We start from the raw sequence: 19,375 nt of genomic DNA, 5'->3' as shown, positions 1-19,375 counted from the left end.
TTCTGCTCGTTGCTGCTCATCTCTGCGTTCGCCTCTCAGGAAATTCCGAGCTCGTTGTCGATGAAGTCGAAGATGTCGTCGTTGCTGACTTCGCTGATCCGGTCCGCGATGCCGTCGTCCGACGCGGCCGCCGGCGCACCGCCTAGGCCTGCCAGCAGGGCCGCCAACCGGGCTGCCGCATCGGCCCGGCCGCCCTCGCCGAGCGCTCCCAGCGAGCGCTCCAGGCGGTCGAACTCGGCGTCCAGGTCGAGCGGTTCGGGCTCTGAGGCCGGCTCGGCGGGGGCCAGCCGCTCCCGCAGGTGGGCGGCCAGGGCGACCGGGGTCGGGTGGTCGAAGACGGCGGTGGTGGGCAGGCGCAGTCCGGTGGCGGCGTTGATCCGGTTCCGCAGCTCGATCACGCCGAGCGAGTCGAAGCCGATGTCCATGAAGCCGCCGACCGGTCCGACCGCCTCCGGGCCAGGGTGGCCGAGCACGGCGGCCGCGGTGGAGCGGACCAGGGCGAGCAGGATCCGCTCCTGCTCACCGGCCGCCTTGCCCGCCAACTGTCCGGCCAGTGCCGCCGGTTCGCCGCTCGCGGCCGGGCGGGGACGGTGCCGGACCAGGCCGCGCAGCACCGGCGACAGCCGGTCCGCGGGCACCGCGGCGGTGTCCAGCCGGGCCGCCGCGAGGGCGGCGTACGGGGTGCCGAGGCCGTCGAGCGCGGCGTCGAAGAGGGCCAGGCCCTGTTCGTCCGTCATCGGCGCCAGGCCGGTCGCGGCCAGCCGCTCGCTCTCCGCCGCGCCGAGCCCGGCCGCCATCCCGCCGGCCTCCGCCCAGACGCCCCAGGCCAGCGAGGCCGCAGGCAGACCGCGCACCCGGCGGTGCTGGGCCAGCGCGTCCAACTGCGCGTTGGCGGCGGCGTAGTTGGCCTGTCCGGGGTTGCCGAGCAGGGCGACGGCCGAGGAGAAGAGCACGAAGGCGGCCAGCTCCAGGTGTTCGGTGGCGCGGTGCAGGTGCCAGGCGCCCTCCGCCTTGGGCCGGGCCACGGTGCGCAGCCGCTCGGGGGTGAGCGAGGTCAGCACCGTGTCGTCCAGCACCCCGGCGGTGTGCACCACCGCGGTCAGCGGGTGCTCCGCCGGGACGGCGGCGACCAGGGCCTCGACCGCCGCCGGGTCGCCGATGTCGGCGGACGTGGCGGTGGCCACGGCTCCCAGGCGGGCGAGCTCGGCCAGCAGCTCCGGCGCGCCGGGGGCGTTGACGCCCTGACGGCTCGCCAACAGCAGGTGCCGGACGCCGTGGTGGGTGACCAGCCGCCGGGCCACCAGCGCGCCGAGCGCCCCGGTGCCGCCGGTGACCAGCACCGTGCCCCGATCGGCGAGCGGGCGGGGCAGGGTGAGCGCCAGCTTGCCGGTGTGCCTGGCCTGGCTGAGCCGGCGCAGCGCCTGCGGTGCCTGCCGGACGTCCTGGCTCAGCACCGGAAGCGGGGTCAACTCGCCTGCGGCGAACAGCCCTTCCAACTCGGCGAAGATCTCGGCGATCCGGTCCGGGTGCACGTCGAACAGGTCGAAGGCCAGGTAGGCGGCCCCGCCGTGCCCGGCGGCCACGGTGGCCGGGTCGCGCTGGTCGGTCTTGCCCATCTCGACGAACCGCCCGCCCGGGGCGAGCAGCCGCAGCGAGGCGTCGGTGAACTCACCCGCGAGGGCGTTGAGCACCACGTCCACGCCGCGCCCCTCGGTCGCGGAGCGGAAGGCCGCCTCGAAGTCCAGCGTCCGGCTGGAGGCGATCCGGTCCTCCTCGACGCCGAGGCCGCGCAGCACCTCCCACTTGGCCGGGCTCGCCGTACCGTGCACCACCGCACCGCCCTGGCGGGCGAGTTGGACGGCTGCCTGGCCGACGCCGCCGGTGGCGGCGTGCACCAGCACGCTCTCGCCGCGCTTCAGCCCGGCCAGGCCGTAGAGCCCGTGGTGCGCGGTGAGGAAGGCGACCGGGACGGTGGCCGCCTCGGCGTCGCTCCAGCTCCGGGGCACCTTGACCAGCAGGCGGTGGTCGGTGACCGCCACCGGGCCGAGGGTGCCCTGCACCAGACCGGCCACCCGGTCGCCGACGGCCAGCCGGGTCACGCCCGGACCCGTCTCCACGACCGTACCCGCCGCTTCGGCGCCGATCCGGGCGCCGCCCGGGTACATCCCGAGGGTGATCAGCACGTCCCGGAAGTTCAGCCCGGCGGCGCGGACGGCGAGGCGCACCTCGCCCTCGCCCAGCGGGCGCTCCGCCTCGGGCGCGGGCAGCAGCGCCAGGCTCTCCAGGCTGCCGGGGTTCGCGGTGTCCAGCCGCCACGGGCCGTCCGGCACCGCCAGGGTGTCGGCGGGGCGGACCTTGGCGAGCCTGGGGGCCAGGATCTCCCCGGCGCGCAGCGCGAGTTGGGGATCGTCGGCGGCGAGGGCCGTGGCGACCGCCTCCTCCGAGGCCAGGGTGCCGTCCAGGTCCAGCAGGACCAGCCGGCCGGGCTGCTCGGTCTGCGCGGTGCGGACCAGGCCCCAGACGGCCGCGGCGGCCGGGTCCGGGACGTCCTCGCCGGGGTGGGTGGCGACGGCCCGCTCGGTGGCCAGGGCCAGCGTGCCGCCCTCCCCCGCGAGCCAGGCCTGGATCAGGTCGAGCGCCTGCTCGGCGTCCTGGACCGGCGCGAGCGCGTTCTGACCGGCGGCCACCTCCGCGACCGAGGCGAGCACCGGCCATCCGGGCGTCAGGCGCCCACTGTCCAGCGCGGCCCAGGGCTGACCGTCCGTCGGGCGGCCCGCTCCGTCGGCGGCCGTCAGGGGCCGCCAGTCCAGGCGGTACAGCGAGTCGGCTCCGGCGGTCGCCGCGGCGGCCCGCAGGGTGAGCGCGCCGACGGTGGCGACCGGCAGGCCAGCCGGGTCCGTCACCGCGAGGGCGACGGTGTCGGGGCCGGTCGGGGTGATCCGGGCGCGCAGGGCGGTCGGGCCCGGACGATGGACCGTCACCTCCCGCCAGGCGAACGGCAGCACGGTGCGCTCGGCGTCCAGGACCACCGCGTGCAGCACCGCGTCCAGCAGCGCCGGGTGCAGCGCGTACTCCGCGCCGTCCGCCGCCGGGGCGATCTCCGCGTACAGTTCCTCCCCGACCCGCCAGGCGGCCGTCAGGCCCTGGAAGGCGGGCCCGTAGCGGTAGCCCTGCTCGGCCAGCCGCCCGTAGAGGCCGTCGAGGTCCACCGGCTGCGCGCCGCGCGGCGGCCAGTCCGCGCCGCCGGACGCCTCGAAGGCCTCGGCCGCGGGCGCCGCGAGGGTCCCGGCCGCGTGCTGGGTCCACTGCTCGTCACCCTGCTCGGCCTGCGAGCGGATCCGCACCGCCCGCCGTCCCTCGCCGTCCTCCGCGCCGACCAGCACCTGCAGCCGCACCCCGCCGCGCTCGGGCAGGGTCAGCGGAGCCTCCAGGTCCAGCGACTCCACGGTGCCCGCCCCGGCCCGCGCCGCCGCCTGCGCGGCCAGCTCCAGGAAGGCCGTGCCGGGCAGCAGCACCGAGCCGCCGACGGCGTGTCCGGCCAGCCACGGGTGGGTCCGCAGCGAGATCCTGCCAGCGAGCAACCAGCCCTCCCCGTCCGGGAGTTCGGTGGCACCGGAGAGCAGCGGGTGCCCGGTGGCGGCCAGGCCGCCCGCCCCCGCGTCCGCCGCCCCGGTCGGCTGCTCCAGCCAGTACCGCCGCCGCTCGAAGGGGTAGGTCGGCAGCTCGACCGGCCCGGCCGGGCCGGGGAGGGCGGCGTTCCAGTCCACCTCGACGCCGTGCACGTGCAGCCGGGCCAGTGCCTCGGTCAGCGTCTCCCGCTCGGGCCGCCCGGCCCGCAGCACCGCCGCCAGCGCGCGCGGGGTCTCGCCCGCGCCGTCCAGGCTCTCCTCGGCCAGCGCGGTGAGCACCGGGCCGGGGCCGAGCTCCAGGTAGGCGCTGACGCCGAGCCCGTCCAGGGCCAGCACGCCGTCGTGGAAGCGGACCGCCTCGCGGATGTGCCGCACCCAGTACCCGGGGTCGGTCAACTGCCCTGCGGTGACCGGTGCTCCGGTCAGGTTGGAGATCACCGACAGCTGCGGCTCGGCGTAGCTCAGCCGCTCCGCCACCGCCCGGAAGTCCGCCAGCACGGCGTCCATCTGCGGCGAGTGGAAGGCCCGGCCGACCGTGAGCAGCTTGGTCCGCCGCCCCTCGGCCCGCCAGCGCTCCGCCAGCCGCCGCACCTGCTCACCGTCGCCCGAGACCACCACCGAGCGCGGGCCGTTGACGGCCGCGACCGACACCCCGTCACCCAGCTCGGGCAGCACCTCCGCCTCGGTGGCCTGCACGGCGGCCATCGCACCGCCCGCCGGCAGGGCCTCCATCAGCCGTCCGCGCGCCGCGACCAGCCGGACCGCGTCCGCCAGCGAGAACACCCCGGCCAGGTGGGCCGCGCTCAACTCGCCCACCGAGTGGCCGATCAGGTGGTCCGGCCGCACCCCGCGCGCCTCGGCGAGGCGGTGCAGCGCGACGTGCAGGGTGAAGAGGGCGGGCTGGGTGTACGCCGTGGTGTCCAGCAGCTCGGCCTCGGCGCTGCCCGGCTCGGCGAACAGCACCAGCTTCAGCGGCACGTCGAGCTCGGCGTCGAAGAGCGCCGCGATCTCGTCCACCGCCGCGGCGAACTCCGCTTCCCGCTCGTACAGTTCGCGCCCGGCCCCGGCCCGCTGGCTGCCCTGGCCGGAGTACAGGAAGGCCGTCCTGGCGCCTCGCACGGCCGTGCCGCGCAGCACCTCGGGCACGTCCCGGCCCTCAGCCAGCGCGCGCAGGCCCTCGGTGCGGTCACCGAGCACGGCGGCCCGCTGCTCGAAGTGGGTCCGGCCGGTGGCCAGCGCCTTGGCCAGACCCGACCGACCCGCCACGTCCGCCAGTTGACCGGCCTGGGCCCGCAGGGCCGGCTCGCTCCGCGCGGAGAGCAGCAGCGGCCCGTCCTCCTCCTCCGCGACGGACACCTGCGGCTCCTCGGCCGGCGGCGCCTCCAGGATCAGGTGGGCGTTGGTGCCGCTGATGCCGAAGGAGGAGACGGCGGCCCGGCGCGGGCGGCCGGTCTCCGGCCAGGCGGTGGTGCCGGTCGGCACCCGCACCGAGCCCGCGCTCCAGTCCACGTGCGGGGTGGGCGCGTCCAGGTGCAGGGTGCCGGGCAGTTCGCCGTGCCGGAAGGCCTGCACCAGCTTGATCACGCCGGTGACCCCGGCGGCGGCCTGGGTGTGGCCGATGTTGGACTTCAACGACCCGAGCAGCAGCGGCTCCTGACGCCCCTTCCCGTAGGTGGCGATCAGGGCCTGCGCCTCGATCGGGTCGCCGAGCGCGGTGCCGGTGCCGTGCGCCTCCACCGCGTCCACCTCGTGCGCGGCCAGCCCGGCCTGGGCCAGCGCCTCCCGGATCACCCGCTCCTGGGCCGGGCCGTTGGGCGCGGTCAGGCCGTTGGAGGCGCCGTCCTGGTTGACGGCGCTGCCGCGCAGCACCGCCAGCACCCGGTGCCCGTGGCGCCGGGCGTCGGAGAGCCGCTCCAGCAGCACCAGGCCGACGCCCTCCGCCCAGGCGGTGCCGTCGGCGCCCCGCGCGAACGGCTTGCACCGGCCGTCGGCGGCCAGGCCGCGCTGGCGGCTGAACTCGGTGAACATCCCCGGCGTGGACATCACCGTCACACCCCCGGCCAGCGCCAGGTCGCTCTCGCCCGAGCGCAGCGACTGGGCGGCCAGGTGGATCGCCACCAGGGAGGAGGAGCAGGCGGTGTCCACGGTGATGGCCGGGCCCTCGAGGCCCAGCGCGTACGCCAGCCGCCCGCTGGCGACGGAGCCGAGCGTGCCGGTCAGGGCGTGGCCCTCGTAGCCGCTGGGGGTCTCGTGCAGGCGCGGCCCGTACTCCTGCTGCATCGCGCCGACGAAGACGCCGGTGCGGGTGCCCCGCAGGGTGGCCGGGACGATCCCGGCCCGCTCGGTCAGCTCCCACGCGGACTCCAGCAGCAGGCGCTGCTGCGGGTCCATCGCGGCGGCCTCGCGCGGGGCCAGCCCGAAGAAGGCCCCGTCGAAGGTGTCGGCGTCGTGCAGGAAGCCGCCCTGCCGGGTGTACGAGGTGCCCGGGCGCTCGCCCTCGGGGTCGTAGAGCGCCTCCAGGTCCCAACCGCGGTTGTCCGGGAACGGGCCGATGGCGTCCCGGCCCTCGCGCAGCAGGTCCCAGAGCCGCTCGGGGCTGTCCGCCCCGCCCGGCCACCGCCCGCTGAGGGCGACCACGACCACCGGGTCGTCATCGACGCCGCCGCGCACGGCTGCTGACGGCGCCTCGGGCTCGCCGGCCCCGGCCAGGTAGGCGGCGACCGCGCCGGGGGTCGGCCGGTCGTAGGTGAGGGTGGCGGGCAGGCTCAGGCCGGTGGCCCCGGCCAGCCGGTCGCGGAACTCGACGGCGGCGACCGAGTCGAAGCCCAGCTCCTTGAAGGTGTGCGCCGGGTCGACCGCCTCCGGGCCGCGCTGCCCGAGCACCAGCGCGGCGGCCGAGCGGACGGCGGCCAGCGCCTCGGCCTCGGTCAGCCCGCCGGTGGCCTGCTCCACCTCGGCCTCCACCACCGCCCGTTCGGGCAGCGGCGCGGTGGTGCCGTCCAACCAGAGCCGCCGGCGCTGGAAGGCGTAGGTGGGCAGCGCCAGGTGCCCGCCGCCCGGCCCGTACAGCGCGGCCCAGTCCACCGTGCCGCCCCGGACGTGGAGTTCGGCCAGCGAGGTGCGGAACTGCTCCAGCCCGCCGTGGTCGCGGCGCAGCGTTCCGGTGACGGCGGCGTCCGTCCCCTCGGTGGTCTGGCCGAGGCCCAGGGTCAGCACCGGGTGGGCACTGCTCTCCACGAAGCTGCGGTGCCCGTCGGCCAGGGCGGCGCGGACCGCCTGCTCCAACTGCACGGTGGAGCGCAGGTTGCGGTACCAGTAGGCGGCGGTCAGTTCGGTGGTGTCCAGCCGGCCGCCGGTGACGGTGGAGTAGAAGACGGTGTCGGTGGCGCGCGGGCTGATCGCGGCCAGCAGCTCCGGCAGGCGCTCCGCGAGCGGCTCGACCTGAGGCGAGTGGGAGGCGTAGTCCACCGGCACCAGCCGGGCCCGGACCTCGCGCTCCCGGTAGCGCTCGACCAGCTCGGCCACCGCCGCTCGGTCTCCCGAGACCACCGTCGAGGCGGGGCCGTTGACGGCGGCGACGCTGATCTTCCCGTCTCCCCTTGCCAGTTCGGCGGCCACCTCGACGGCGGGCAGCGGCACCGCCGCCATCGCGCCCTGCCCGCTGGTGCCGAGCCCGGCGATGGCCTGCGCACGCAGGGCGACCACGGCGGCGGCGTCCTCCAGCGAGAGCGCCCCGGCGGCGTACGCGGCGGCGATCTCGCCCTGGGAGTGACCGATCACCGCGTCCGGCCGCACGCCCGAGGCGCGCCAGAGCGCGGCCAGGGCGACGTTGACGGCGAACAGCGCGGGCTGCACCACGTCGACCCGCTCCAGGCCGGCCGCGCCGGGCTCGCCGCGCAGCACGTCCGTCAGCTTCCAGTCCACGTACGGGGCGAGCGCCCGCTCCACCGCGGCGATCTCGGCGGCGAACGCCGGTGCGGTGTCCAGCAGTTCGCGGGCCATGCCCTCCCACTGCGACCCCTGGCCGGGGAACACCAGCACGATGCCTCCGCCCCGGTGGGCCCGGCCCTGCACCAGGCCGGTGGCCTGCTCGCCGGCCTCCAACGCCTGGAGTGCCTCCAGCAGTTCGGCCCGGTCCGCACCGCTGACCACGGCACGGTGTTCGAAGTGGCTGCGGGTGGTGGCCAGCGCCCGGCCGACCACCGACGGGTGCGGCCCGTGCTCGTCCTGCGCGAACTCCCGCAGCCGGGCTGCCTGCTGACGCAGCGCCGGGGCCGAGCGGGCGGACAGCGGCCAGAAGCCCCGCCCGTCCCCGCCCTCCGGCCGGTCCGCCCGCAGGGGCGCGGCGCCGAGCACCACGTGCGCGTTGGTGCCGCCGACGCCGAAGGAACTGACACCCGCCAGTGGTGCGTCCTCGGGCCAGGCGGCGGCCTCGACAGCGACCGCGAGGCCGAGCCGATCGAACGGGATGTCGGGGTTCGGCGTCTCGAAGTTGAGGCTGGCGGGCACCGTCCGGTGGTGCACCGCGAGCACGGTCTTGAGCAGACCGACGATCCCGGCCGCGCCCTCCAGGTGGCCGACGTTGGTCTTGGCCGAGCCGACCAGCAGCGGGGCGCCCTCCGGCCGGCCGGCCCCGAGCGCCGCGCCGAGCCCGGCCGCCTCGATCGGGTCGCCGACCCGGGTGCCGGTGCCGTGCAGCTCGACGTACCCGATCCGCCCGGGGGCGACGCCCGCCCGCCGCACCGCCTTCCGGACCACCTCGGCCTGGGCTTCCGCGCTCGGAACGGTCAGGCCCTCGGTGGCGCCGTCGCTGTTCACCGCGCTGCCGTGCAGCACCGCGTAGACCCGGTCGCCGTCCGCGAGCGCCCGCACCAGGGGCTTGAGCACCAGCAGCACGCCGCCCTCGCCGCGCGCGTAGCCGTTGGCCCGGGCGTCGAAGGTGAAGCAGCGGTCGTCCGGCGAGAGGGCGCCGAAGCGCTCGACGGTGAGGGTGGAGTCCGGCGCCAGGTTGAGGTTCACCCCGGCGGCGAGGGCGTACTCCGACTCGCCCGACCGCAGGCTCTCCACCGCCAGGTGGACGGCCACCAGGGAGGAGGACTGCGCGGTGTCCACGGTCAGGCTCGGGCCGCGCAGGTCGAGCGCGTAGGAGACCCGGTTGGCGATGACGCCCTTGTTGAGGCCTGTCAGGGTGTGCCGCGAGACACTGCCGGTGCGGGCCGCCAGAGCCGCGTAGTCGGCCCCGATCGCGCCGACGAACACCCCGGTCCGGGAGCCGCCGAGCGCGGCGGGCAGCACACCGGCGTCCTCCAGCGCCTCCCAGGCGAGTTCCAGCACCAGGCGCTGCTGCGGGTCGGCGGCGGCCGCCTCGGCGGGCGAGATGCCGAAGAACTCCGGGTCGAAGGCACCGACTTCGTCCAGGTACCCACCCGCCCGCGGCCGCTCACCCTCCGCGAACCGCCCCGGCGGGAACACCCCGACGGCGCTGCCGCCCTCCGCCAGCAGGCGCCAGAACGCCGCCGGGTCCGCCGCCCCCGGCAGCCGGCAGGCGGCACCCACCACGGCCACCGCGTCCGGCGAGGCGGTGTCGGGCACTGCGCCGTCGGGCGCGGAGGGGTCGAACGGTTCCAGGCGAGGCATGGTCGGTCACTCCTGTGGGGAGGCTGTTTCCTTGCCCCTCACCCTTCCGCCCGCCCCGCCCCGCCGGGCCCCTAGGCAACCCCTGTCGTACCCCTAGAGCTCCCCCCACGAGCGCGCTGCTGCCGCACGCGCACGCCAGATGTGCCGGAGGAACACCGGACACCCGTACCGGATGTCCCAGCAGTCCCAACTCCGCCCCATCGTGGATGAGTTGCTCCGGATTCCATCCTCGGGACGGCCCTCCGAGCGGTACGGTGACTGACCCGCGACAGGCGCGGGTGCAGGGGGGTTAGGCATGACGTCCGGACATCGTTCCATCCAGGAGAAGTACTCGATCAACCTCGGGTGCCGCGTGAGCGTGCAGCCCGGGCTCACCGCCACCAGGATCGACTGGAGCATCGCCACCCTGACCGGCGAGGACCCGAACCGGCCCCGGCAGGGCAGCGCGGCCGCGAACTTCACCTGCCCGCGCTGCCGGCGCGGGTTCCGCGTCACCGTGGAGAACAGCGCCAGGGCCCGCACCAAGCGGTGGATCTACGTCGTGGTGGGGGTGGTGCTGCTGCTCTCGCTGCTCTACGTCGTCCCGCAGATCATCTCGATCGGCGGCCAGACGGTCGACGAGAACGACCCGAACGCCACGGACGGGCTCGGACTCCTGCTGCTCTACGCCGTCTTCGCGTTCATCGCGGGTCTGACCTACGCCCGCTACGGCTGGTCCTACGTCGGCATCAAGAAGTTCCGCCGGGTGGCCGCCGACGGCAAGAACTCGGTCCTGGCGAAGGGGCACCGGCTGTTCTGACGCCCGCTCAGGACGCCAGCGGCCGCCCGGTCGGGTGACCGGGCGGCCGGGCTGCCGGGCGGAGCGCGGTCCGGGTGGTCCGGGGGCCGTCAGGCCGGCCGGGCCTTCGCCTCGGTCGGCTCCGCTGCGCCACCGGCCGCCGGGACCACCCGGGCCAGGTCGGCCCGGCGGCGGACGCCGAGCTTGCGGTAGACCCGGGTCAGGTGCTGCTCCACGGTGCTGACGGTGATGTAGAGCCTGCGGGCCACCTCCCGGTTGGACAGCCCCCGGGCGGCCAGTTCGGCCACCCGGCGCTCGGCCTCCGAGAGGCCTTCCAGCGGGGCGGCGTCCTGCACCACCGACAGGGTCGGTGTGGCGCGCAGCCGCCGGTCCGTCTCCCGGGCCCGGCCCGGATCGCCGTCCGTTCCGTGGGCCTCGCTCAACTGGGCCAGCGCCCCCGCGAGTTCGTGCTCCGCCCCGGCCTCCTCCAGCAGGCCGACGGCCCGCTCCAACAACGGGGTGCGTTCCGCCCGCTCACCGGCCGCCGCACGGACCAGCAGCGCGAGACCGCGGATGCGGGCGTGCCCGGCCGAACCGAGCCGGGCCAGCTGCCGGTCCGCAAGCTGGGCCGCGGCGCCCGGGCGGCCGAGCGCCAGCTGCGCCCGGGCCGCACCGATCCGCCAGGGTGCCAGGGCCGGCAGGTGGTCCAGCCCCCAACGGGCCATCACCTCACCGCAGCCCCGGTACTCCGCCAGCGCCTCCTCGGCCCGGCCGGTCGCCAGCAGGTGCCCGGCCCGGGCGTGCCGGTGGTGCAGCCCGGCCGGGGTCAGCTCCATCCCTTCGGGGGCGGCCAGCCCCAGGTAGTGCGCGGCGTCCTCGTGCCGGCCCAGGGCGGTGCGGGCGGCGGCCAGCGTGGAGAGCGGCAACCCCACCGCCACGCCCCAGGCCTCCGGCCGGACCTGGGCGAAGGCCGCCCGCGCCTGTTCGTCGGCTGTGCGCAGGTCGCCCAGCCGCAGCGCGGTCTCGGCCCGCAGCGCCGAGAACAGCGCCTGCCAGGTCGGGTTCCCCCGCGCGCCCGAACGCTCGGCGACCGGGCCGCACCAGCGGGCCGCACGGTCCGCCCGGTCGGTGTAGAGGAGCACGGTCAACGCGGAGGTCAGCGCGTCCATCGGCACGCCGCCCAGTCCACCGGCGCGCAGCACCGCCTCCGCCCGCAGCACCGCCTCGGCGGGCTCGACCGTACCGGCGAGCAGCGCCTCCAACAGCCGCAGCCCGTCCGCCCGGTAGGCGCTCCGGTCCGGTCCGGCAGCGGAACCGTCCCGCTCGCCCGGGTACCAGTACGCCAGCCAGGAGCGCAGCCTGGCCGCGCCCTGCGGGTCGGCTCCGCCGTGCTCGAACCGGGCCAGGGCGTCCTGGCCCTCCGTCAGGCGGCCGCGCCAGTACAGGTAACGGATCGAGCGGAGCTCGTGCCGGACCGTCGAGGCGCGGTCGGTGACCGTGCCGGGCAGTGAGGGCACGCACTCGATCCGGTCCTCGCAGGCCGGGGCCAGTGGCCCGAGCGGGTCCGGGGCAGTGTCCCCGAGGTCCTGCTCGACCTCGGGGAAGCCGACCGGGGCCGCCGGGGCGGGCGGCGGAGTCGCCGCGTTCGGGATCGCCGTCGCGCCGTCCGGATTCCCGGGTGCGAGCTTCAGGGCGGGTGCCGGGGTCGCGGTCGGCACAGAGGCCGGGACCGGGGCGGGAGCTGGAACCGGAGCGGGAGTTGGAGTCGAGGTCGGGTGCGGGTCCTGGTTCGGGTCCGGGGCCGGCACGGGGGTCGGGGCCGGGGAGGCGGTCGGCCCGGCCACCGGGGCGGGCACGGCCCACGGACTGCGCAGGTGGCCCTCGGCCGCACGGAACTGTTCGGCCACCGCGCCCTCCGCGGCGCCGCGCCGCCGCAGCAGCTCGCCCGCCCGCCGGTGCAGCGCGGCCAGTTCGCTCGGCCGGACGGCGGCCAACAGGTCACCCCCGGCCGTCGGGTGACGGAAGCCGTCGCCCCGGAACAGCCCGGCCGCGTTCAGCAGGTAGAGCGCCCGGGCGACGGAGTCCGGTACCAGCAGCAGGAGTTCGGCCAGCAGCTCCGGCCCGGCACCGGGGCCGAGCACCGCCACGCCACGTGCGCAGCGCAGCGCCAGCGGGTCGATCCGGTGCAGGCAGTGCATCAGCCCGCGCCGGTAACCCTCCCCCACGACGAGCCGACCCCCCGTTCCCGACCCGACCGTTCCCGACCCGGACGCCGCCGCACCGACCGACCCCACCGCCGCCGCCACACCGACCGCCGCCGCCCCGGCCGCCGCCGGGTCCACCGCTGCGGCGGCCCGCTCCTGGTCGTCCATCAGCGCGTGCACCAGCAGCGGGTTCCCGCCCGTCAGCGCGTGCGCCTCGGCCGCCAGCCGGTCGGCGGCGCCGCTGCCCAGCCGCTCGCGGAACAGCTCCGCGACCACCTCCACCGGCAGCAGCTCCAGCCGGACCTGGTGGTGGTGCGGCTGGCGGGCCAGCTCGACCTCGAAGAAGGGGTTGGGCGGGGTCATGGTCTCGCGCGAGCCGAGCACAGTGAGCACGGGCGCGTTCCTGGTCCGGCGCACCAGGTAGAGCAGGAACTCCAGCGACTGCGGGTCGACGTCCTGCCGGTCGTCCACCGCCACCAGGACGGGGCCCCGGCCCGCCAGGCCCCGGACCAGGCCGAACAGGCCCTCCAGGGTCCGCTGGGTGAGCTGGCCGGGGCCACCGTCGGCGGCCACCGGGCCGGAGCTCTCCGCCACGCCCTGGGCGAGCAGCCGCTCGGCGCTCTCGGCCTCCGCGTGGTCCAGGTCGGCGCTCTGGAACAGCTGTCGGGCCAGCCCGAGCGGGAACTCGCGCTCCAGCGGCGAGCCGGTGCCCAGCAGGACCTGCGCGCCCTGACGGCTCGCCAGATCGGTGAAGGAGTACAGCAGTTCGGTGCGACCGCTGCCGACCGAGCCGTGCAGCGCCGTCACGCCACCCGCCCCGGCGGTGCAGCGCTCCAGGCCCCGGACGAGGCGGGCGAACTCGTTCTCGCGCCCGGTGGGCCGGGCTCTGGGCGGATCCAGCGGGGCGGGCGGGAGGGAGAGGTGCGTGGGCATCGGGTACTCCTGGAGCAGGCGGCGCGCCGGACGGGCAGGCGGATTGCCCTCCGCGTGCGCGGTTCAGGGAACGCGGGGTGCGGCGAACACACGGGCCGCCGAACACGGGGTTCGGCGAACGCGGGCTTCGGGGACAGCAGGGGAAAGCGTTTTCCATCGGCCCGCCGCACGTGTCTGCTGCTGCGCGGGGCCGACCGCCCTCAGCGACAGAGCGAGCTGGCGCGGCGGTGCAGGTCCACGTCGAGCCTGGCGACCAGACGCAGGCGCGCGGCACCACGGCCGACCGTCACCTGCTCCACTGCCATCCCCGCTTCCGTTCCCCCGGTCCACCACGCCAGGGGCGTGGGGCGTGACGCCGTGTCACCGGACACCACCGGGACACCTGCTGCGGCGGTCCTCCCGGCCCGGTCGCGTTCGGCCCACGGCCACGGCCCGGCACCTGACGGAGTCCACCTGCGATCGAGTCTATGAACCCCCTAGTGACGGAGTCAATCGGCGTCCACGCCGACGCTGCACGAGCCCGTTCTGCTCCGTGGCCGCACCATCGTGGTCGGCTGAGCTGCGCAACTGCCCGGGGGCCCGGCGGGCTGACGGCTCGTCAACCCGCCGGGCCCGTCTAACCCACCGTGATCATCAGCTCGGCGACGTCCGGATCCGGATGGCCCCGCCACGCGGCGAGCTCCTCGCTCCACCACTCCGGAGTCCGGAGACGACCGGTGATCCACCCGACCAGCCGGGCCGCGAGCACGACGCCCTCCGCCGACCCGCGGGCGCGCAGCTGGTCGAGCACGGCCCGCAGCGCGTGCTCCGGCAGCTCGTCGTCCCAGCGGAGACCGAGGCCCTCCGGTAGTCCCGTCCAGCGCAGCGGATGGCCTTCGAGCAGGTCCAGGATCCGGCTCCAGCGCTCTGCGGCCGGATCGCCCCCGACCAGCGCCCGCACCGCCGGGACCATCGCCGTCCGTACGGCCGCCCCGCCGAGCCCGACGGCCGCGAGCCGGTCCGCCAGGACGTCCAGCAGGACGGGCGCGCCGACCTCGGGGCCGAACTGGCCTCCGGCCAGTGCCGCGAGCCGGGTCCGGGCCTGCTCCGCGACCGACCCGTCGTCGGCGCTCGGACCGCCCTGCGCCAGCAGCGCCAGACGGTCCACCACGCGGGTCCAGACCTCGACGTGGGCAGGGCCGTCCTCCACTCCGGAGATCAGCCGGACCGCCGACCGCCAGATCCGGCCCGGCCGCCCGAAGGTCAGCAACTCCCGCTCCACAGCGGCGACTCCGGGTCCGTCGGCACGCATCACGTCACGCAGGACGGTGAACGCGCCGTCGGCGACATCCGGATCCGGGTGCTCCGTCGCCGCGCCCAGGAACCGCTCCAACGCGGGCCGCAGCACCGCGTCGCGCTCCTGCGTGACGGCCCCGGACACCGCCTCCCAGACGGCCGGTTCCCCCAGGGCGTCCGACAGCCGGGCCGCCACCTCCGGGCGGTCGAGGAATCCCGTGAGCAGGGCCGCCAGCCGAGCCCGCACGTCCCGGTGCAGGCCCGGGGAGTCCCACACCGTCAGGGCCGTGCGGAGCACCACCCGGTCCGACAGGTCCCCCAGGGCGGCGACCAGTTCCTTCCCGGCGCCGACGCCGACCCGGGACACCGTGCCGGTCAGCCATCCGGTCAGCAGCGACTCGGCCTCCCCCTCGCCGCTCCGGGCCAGCAGGTGACGGACCGCCAGGGCGGCCGCCCGTCCGCGCACCCCGCTCCCACCCAGGTGGGCCACCACCAGCGGCAGCGCCTCCTCGGGCGGCGCCACCTGCGCCACCTGCCACAGCGCGGCGGCCGCCACCGGCTGCGGCCCGCGTTCGACCGCCTCCCTCAGCAGGACGGGATCGGTCAGCACCCGAGCGGCGGCCACCCGTCCGGCCGGCTCGGCCGCGTCGTCGAAGACGTCCGGCCCCACCAGCGCCGTGTGGGCCGCCGCGGCCTGCGGACCCGTCCCGGGCGGCAGCGGCGGCGCCCAGGCGACGCCGTGCTCCCGGGCCCGGGTGAAGACGCCCGCCAGCAGGTCGGTCCGACGGCGGGACAGCACCTCCCAAACGGCCTCCGTCGGGACGGAGGCCGGCTCGGCGCCGACCAGCCGGCCACAGCGGACGTCCCGCCCGCCGCCGGCCGGGCGCAGCCACAGCGCGGCCGCCAACTCCCGCAACTCGTCGTGCTGTTGCCCCCGGATCCCGTCCCGATCGGACTGCCCCTGCCCGCCCAGCAGGTACGCCTCCAGGCGGGCATCCACCGTCGGCAGTGGGGGCAGCATCGCGGCCAACCGCAGCCAGCGCCCGGGTCGGCGCATCGCCGGGGTCGCGTGCAGACGTTCCCACACTCCCTCCGCCACCGGCACGGAGAACCCCAGCTCGACCGTGCCGCTCCGCGGAGCACGCGGGTGCCCGGCCAACTGGGCCAGCAGACCGGTGAGTTCCGCCGCACGCGGGAGGTCTCCGTCCGCCGCGGCGCGGTGGGTGCTCCGGCGCAGCCAGGCGGCCATCGGCCGCAGGCAGTGCGCCGTGGTGTCCCTGGCCTGGGCCACCGTCAGGGCGGCGTCCCGCAGCACCTCGGCCGGCACGGCGGCCAGGAGGCCCTCCGGTGCACCGGCGATGCGCCGGAGCACACACTGCCGCACCTCGGGACGGTCGTGCCAGGCCCGTGCGGAGAGCCGGACCACCCGGGCGTACTCGGCCGGATCGCCCTGCGCGGTCGCGCAGTCCAGCAGGGCGGCCCACCCGTCGGCCCGTTCGTGGTGGCGCGGCGAGCCCGCCACCTCCGTCAAGCGCTCCTCCGCCTCCGCCAGCGGGAGCAGCCGGACCACCCGGAGCAGCCTCGCCCCGCAGCGGGCGGGCCGGTCCGCCAGGTAGGAGCGGACCAGCGCGGCCCGCCGCTCCGCCCCGAGCGCCAGCACCAGGCCGGCCGCCGGGAGGTTCCCGCTCGTGGACTCCTCGATCAACTGCGACGCCACCTCGGCCCGACGGTCGGGCCCCAGCAGGGCGAGCAGCGGCTCGACGAGCGGGCCCTGGTGCAGGCCGGCTCGGCGGGTCGGGCGGCAGGTGCGGGCGAGCAGCACCAGCTGCTCTTCCGGCAGACGCCTGAGCGCCCTTGCCGTACGGCTGCTCAACTCGCCTTCCGCCAGCGGGATCTCACCGATCCCACCCGCTCGGACGAGCTCCGCGAGCCGACCGGGCCGATGTGTCAGCAGCTCGGCCGCGGCCTCGCCGGTGAGCAGGTGGGGCGCCGTGGCCAGCAGGTGGAGTCCCGCCTCCGGGTCCCGCCGGGTCGCGGAGGTGACCAGGCGCCGGTTCATGCCGCGCCAGGGGGTCCGGTCCGCGGCTCGGCGCGGCCCCCGGCCCTCCGCCCTCTCCTGCTCGGCCAGGAACCGGACCACCGCGAGCGGCGCGCTCCTCGCCAGTCCGACCAGCACCCCGTCGGTGAGCCTCACCCGCGACAGCCAGGGGTGGACGGCCTCCGGGGAGCAGGCCGCCAACAGCTGCGCCGCCTCCCGCCGTCCGTACCGGTCGTACACCTCGGACAGCAGTCGGTCGGCCAGCTCACGCCTGCCGGTCCTGCGCAACTGCCGGTAGAGGGCCAGCCGGTGGGCCTGCGGCGCGGTCCCGGCGACCTCGGCCAGGGCCTCGTCCGGAACGGGCAGCCGTCCGGCCGCGGCCAGGGCGCGGGAACGGAGGGCGGGGTCGTGGAGCGCCGCCACCACGCGGTCGAGGTCCCGGCGGACGGTCGCCAGGAAGAGCGCCGTGTGCCGGTCCTCGTCGCTCCCGCCGTCCAGGGAGGCGTGCACCTCGCGGTACTCGTCGGGGGTCAGCCGCCGGGCCCACTGCGCGATCGCGCGCTGCCGGGCGGACCGGGGCAGGTCCTGGTGACTCGGGATGCCCCAGCGGTCCTTCTGCTGCTCTGCCACCGCGCTCACCTGCTGGTGAGGCGCGCGGCCTTTCGCTTCGTCGTCATGGCCGGGGATGCTGCCACCCCACCGACCGCGTGCGCAACTCCCTTACCGGTCGGGGCCCGGCGCGCAACCATCGGCGGTCTGCCCACGTCCTTGTTCGTGACTGGCCGGGAACGAGCCGAGGAGGCACCCGATGAAACGCCTGGTCGTGATCCCCCTGGTGGCCGTCCTGCTCGGCGGCGGCGTGGCCTCGGCCGCGCCCGCCGCCCCCGCCGCACCGGCGGCAGCAGGCTCGGTGACCTGCCCCACGGGCTGGGGCAGCCTGCCGAAGTCCGCCACCTCCACCAACTCCCAGCCCCTCACCAACGTCCGCGCCGGTGCCCATTCCTGCTTCGACCGCCTCGTCCTCGACGTACCGGGCACCTCCGCCGCCCACCCGGTCGGCTACCACGTCCAGTACGTCGACACCCTCTACCAGGACGGCTCCGGCCGCCCCATCGCCGTCCGCGGCGGAGCGGTTCTGGAGATCTACGCCGACGCCCCCTCCTACTCGCCCGCGACCGGCACCCCCACCTACCCCGGCCGCGCCGGCCAGCCGCTTCCCGGCGTGGACCTCACCGGTTACCGCACCTTTGTGGAGGCCAAGTTCGCCTCCAGCTTCGAGGGCCGCACCCAGCTCGGCCTCGGCGTCCGGGCGCGACTCCCCTTCCAGGTCTTCCAGTTGGACGACCGCCTGGTCATCGACGTCGCCCACAGCTGGACCGCGACTCCCTGACCCGACTCCGCCCGAAGCACCTGACCGGTTCGCCGCCGGCACGGCGCGGCGGCTTCACCCTCGGACGCGGAGGCCGTCGAGGGCGATGCCGAGGAGCCGTTGGGCCCGGGCCCGCCCGTCCGGCGCGTCGGTCCAGTCGACGCGCCACAGGAAGCCGACCAGGAGCAGCACGTCCGCGGCGTCCACGTCGGGCCGCACCTCTCCGGCCTCCCGGCAGGCGGCCAGCAGCCGTTCGATCGCGTCGACCACCGGCTGGTAGTGCTCCGCGGACAGGTCGCTCCGGGTGGCCGCGTCCAGCGCCCCGGCCATTCCGTGCTTGACCCGCCCGAACTCCGCCAGCCGGTCGAACCACGACCGCAGCGCCGGCCACGGCTCCTGACGGGCCGACAGTTCCCCGGCCAGCGAGACGAGTTCAGTGACGTCCTGCCGGTAGACCTCGAGCACCAGCGCCTCCCGCGTGGCGAAGTGCCGGTAGAGCGTGCCCTGCCCGACGCCCGCCTCCCCCGCGATCGACTTCAGCGTGACCTCGCCCCCGGAGCGCGCCAGCGCACCCCGCGCCACCGCCAGGATCCGCGCACGGTTCTGCTCCGCGTCGGCACGTCGTGCCGCCGGTGAATCCTCAGCCATTCCCAACCCTCCGACCGTCGCCCCCATCATAAGCGGACACGTGTCCGCTACGCTTGCCGCAGTTCCGGACACGTGTCCGGTTCGACTCCAAGGGGGCACACCCATGTCCGGAACCGACGGCATCCGAGGCAAGACCATCGCCATCACCGGTGCGAGCAGCGGCATCGGCGAGGCCACCGCGCTCCTGCTGGCGGAGCGCGGCGCCCGCCTCGTCCTCGGCGCCCGGCGCACCGACCGCCTGCGCGACCTGGCCGCCCGCATCGCCGATCTGGGCGGCGAGGCCGTCTGGGCCGCCACCGACGTCACCCGCCACGCCGACCTGGCCGCCCTGGTGACGCTCGCCCGGGACCGGTTCGGACGCCTCGACGTCCTGGTCGCCAACGCCGGGATCGGCCCGGTCTCCCCGCTCGACGACCTGCGGGTCGAGGACTGGGACGCGATGGTCGACGTCAACTTCAAGGGCGTCCTCCACGGGATCGCCGCCGCGCTGCCGGTCTTCCGCGCCCAGGGCGGCGGCCAGTTCGTCCACGTCGTCTCCACTGCGGGCCTGAAGGTCGTGCCGAACCAGGCCGTGTACGCCGCGACCAAGAACGCGGTCCGCACCGTCTCCGAGGGCCTGCGCCTGGAGGCCGGGCCGGACGTCCGGGTGACCGTGGTCTCACCCGGTTTCGTCCGGACGGACTTCATCGACTCCGTCCCCGACCACCGCGTGCGCGCCGAACTCGCCTCCGCGAAGGACGAGTTCGCGATCCCTCCGGCGGCGGTCGGCGAGGCCATCGCCTTCGCGGTCGCCCAGCCCGCCGCCGTGGACGTCAACGACATCGTCGTACGGCCCACCGCCCAGCGGTGAGGCGCCGCGACCGG

General features: G+C 76.4%; 7 protein-coding genes. 3 read left to right on the top strand and 4 right to left on the bottom strand.

What is annotated here, in order from left to right; translation table 11 throughout:
- Positions 1–35: 35 nt before the first annotated feature.
- Positions 36–9,266 carry an SDR family NAD(P)-dependent oxidoreductase gene (locus ACWCYY_RS12490; RefSeq protein WP_449795977.1) on the bottom strand — a complete coding sequence of 3,077 codons (9,231 nt, stop codon included), beginning with the start codon at positions 9,264–9,266 and terminating at the stop codon, positions 36–38.
- Positions 9,267–9,561: 295 nt separating this feature from the next.
- Here ACWCYY_RS12490 and ACWCYY_RS12485 point away from each other — a divergent pair, with 295 nt between their 5' ends.
- Entirely contained in the window at positions 9,562–10,065 is a 504-nt protein-coding gene (locus tag ACWCYY_RS12485) for a hypothetical protein (protein WP_345281762.1), read from the top strand.
- 89 nt (positions 10,066–10,154) lie between these two features.
- Here the strand turns inward: ACWCYY_RS12485 and ACWCYY_RS12480 are convergent, their stop codons facing one another.
- Both ACWCYY_RS12480 and ACWCYY_RS12475 read right to left on the bottom strand, forming a co-directional pair.
- Positions 10,155–13,181, bottom strand: coding sequence for an AAA family ATPase (locus tag ACWCYY_RS12480; protein WP_449795976.1), 3,027 nt, complete (start codon positions 13,179–13,181; stop codon positions 10,155–10,157).
- Between the two features lie 616 nt (positions 13,182–13,797).
- Positions 13,798–17,124 carry a hypothetical protein gene (locus ACWCYY_RS12475; RefSeq protein ID WP_449795975.1) on the bottom strand — a complete coding sequence of 1,109 codons (3,327 nt, stop codon included), beginning with the start codon at positions 17,122–17,124 and terminating at the stop codon, positions 13,798–13,800.
- 178 nt (positions 17,125–17,302) lie between these two features.
- Here ACWCYY_RS12475 and ACWCYY_RS12470 point away from each other — a divergent pair, with 178 nt between their 5' ends.
- Positions 17,303–17,884, top strand: a complete 582-nt coding sequence (locus tag ACWCYY_RS12470) for an AMIN-like domain-containing (lipo)protein (protein WP_449795974.1) — start codon at positions 17,303–17,305, stop codon at positions 17,882–17,884.
- A gap of 54 nt (positions 17,885–17,938) precedes the next feature.
- Here ACWCYY_RS12470 and ACWCYY_RS12465 read toward each other — a convergent pair whose 3' ends face one another.
- Positions 17,939–18,511, bottom strand: coding sequence for a TetR/AcrR family transcriptional regulator (locus ACWCYY_RS12465; protein WP_345281752.1), 573 nt, complete (start codon positions 18,509–18,511; stop codon positions 17,939–17,941).
- A gap of 103 nt (positions 18,512–18,614) precedes the next feature.
- Between ACWCYY_RS12465 and ACWCYY_RS12460 the strand changes: the two genes are divergently transcribed.
- Complete coding sequence (locus ACWCYY_RS12460) at positions 18,615–19,361, top strand: SDR family oxidoreductase (RefSeq protein ID WP_449795973.1); 747 nt, start codon at positions 18,615–18,617, stop codon at positions 19,359–19,361.
- Positions 19,362–19,375: the final 14 nt, after the last annotated feature.

It is taken from the genome of Kitasatospora sp. NPDC001664 (genome assembly GCF_053596675.1).
The sequence above is the reverse complement of the archived record's forward strand: the minus strand, read 5'-3'. Positions and strand labels throughout refer to the sequence as shown.

Coding starts and splice junctions, on each gene's coding strand:
- ACWCYY_RS12490 (WP_449795977.1), bottom strand. CDS start 9,266: ATGCCTCGCCTGGAACCGTTCGACCCCTCCGCGCCCGACGGCGCAGTG.
- ACWCYY_RS12485 (WP_345281762.1), top strand. CDS start 9,562: ATGACGTCCGGACATCGTTCCATCCAGGAGAAGTACTCGATCAACCTC.
- ACWCYY_RS12480 (WP_449795976.1), bottom strand. CDS start 13,181: ATGCCCACGCACCTCTCCCTCCCGCCCGCCCCGCTGGATCCGCCCAGA.
- ACWCYY_RS12470 (WP_449795974.1), top strand. CDS start 17,303: ATGAAACGCCTGGTCGTGATCCCCCTGGTGGCCGTCCTGCTCGGCGGC.
- ACWCYY_RS12465 (WP_345281752.1), bottom strand. CDS start 18,511: ATGGCTGAGGATTCACCGGCGGCACGACGTGCCGACGCGGAGCAGAAC.
- ACWCYY_RS12460 (WP_449795973.1), top strand. CDS start 18,615: ATGTCCGGAACCGACGGCATCCGAGGCAAGACCATCGCCATCACCGGT.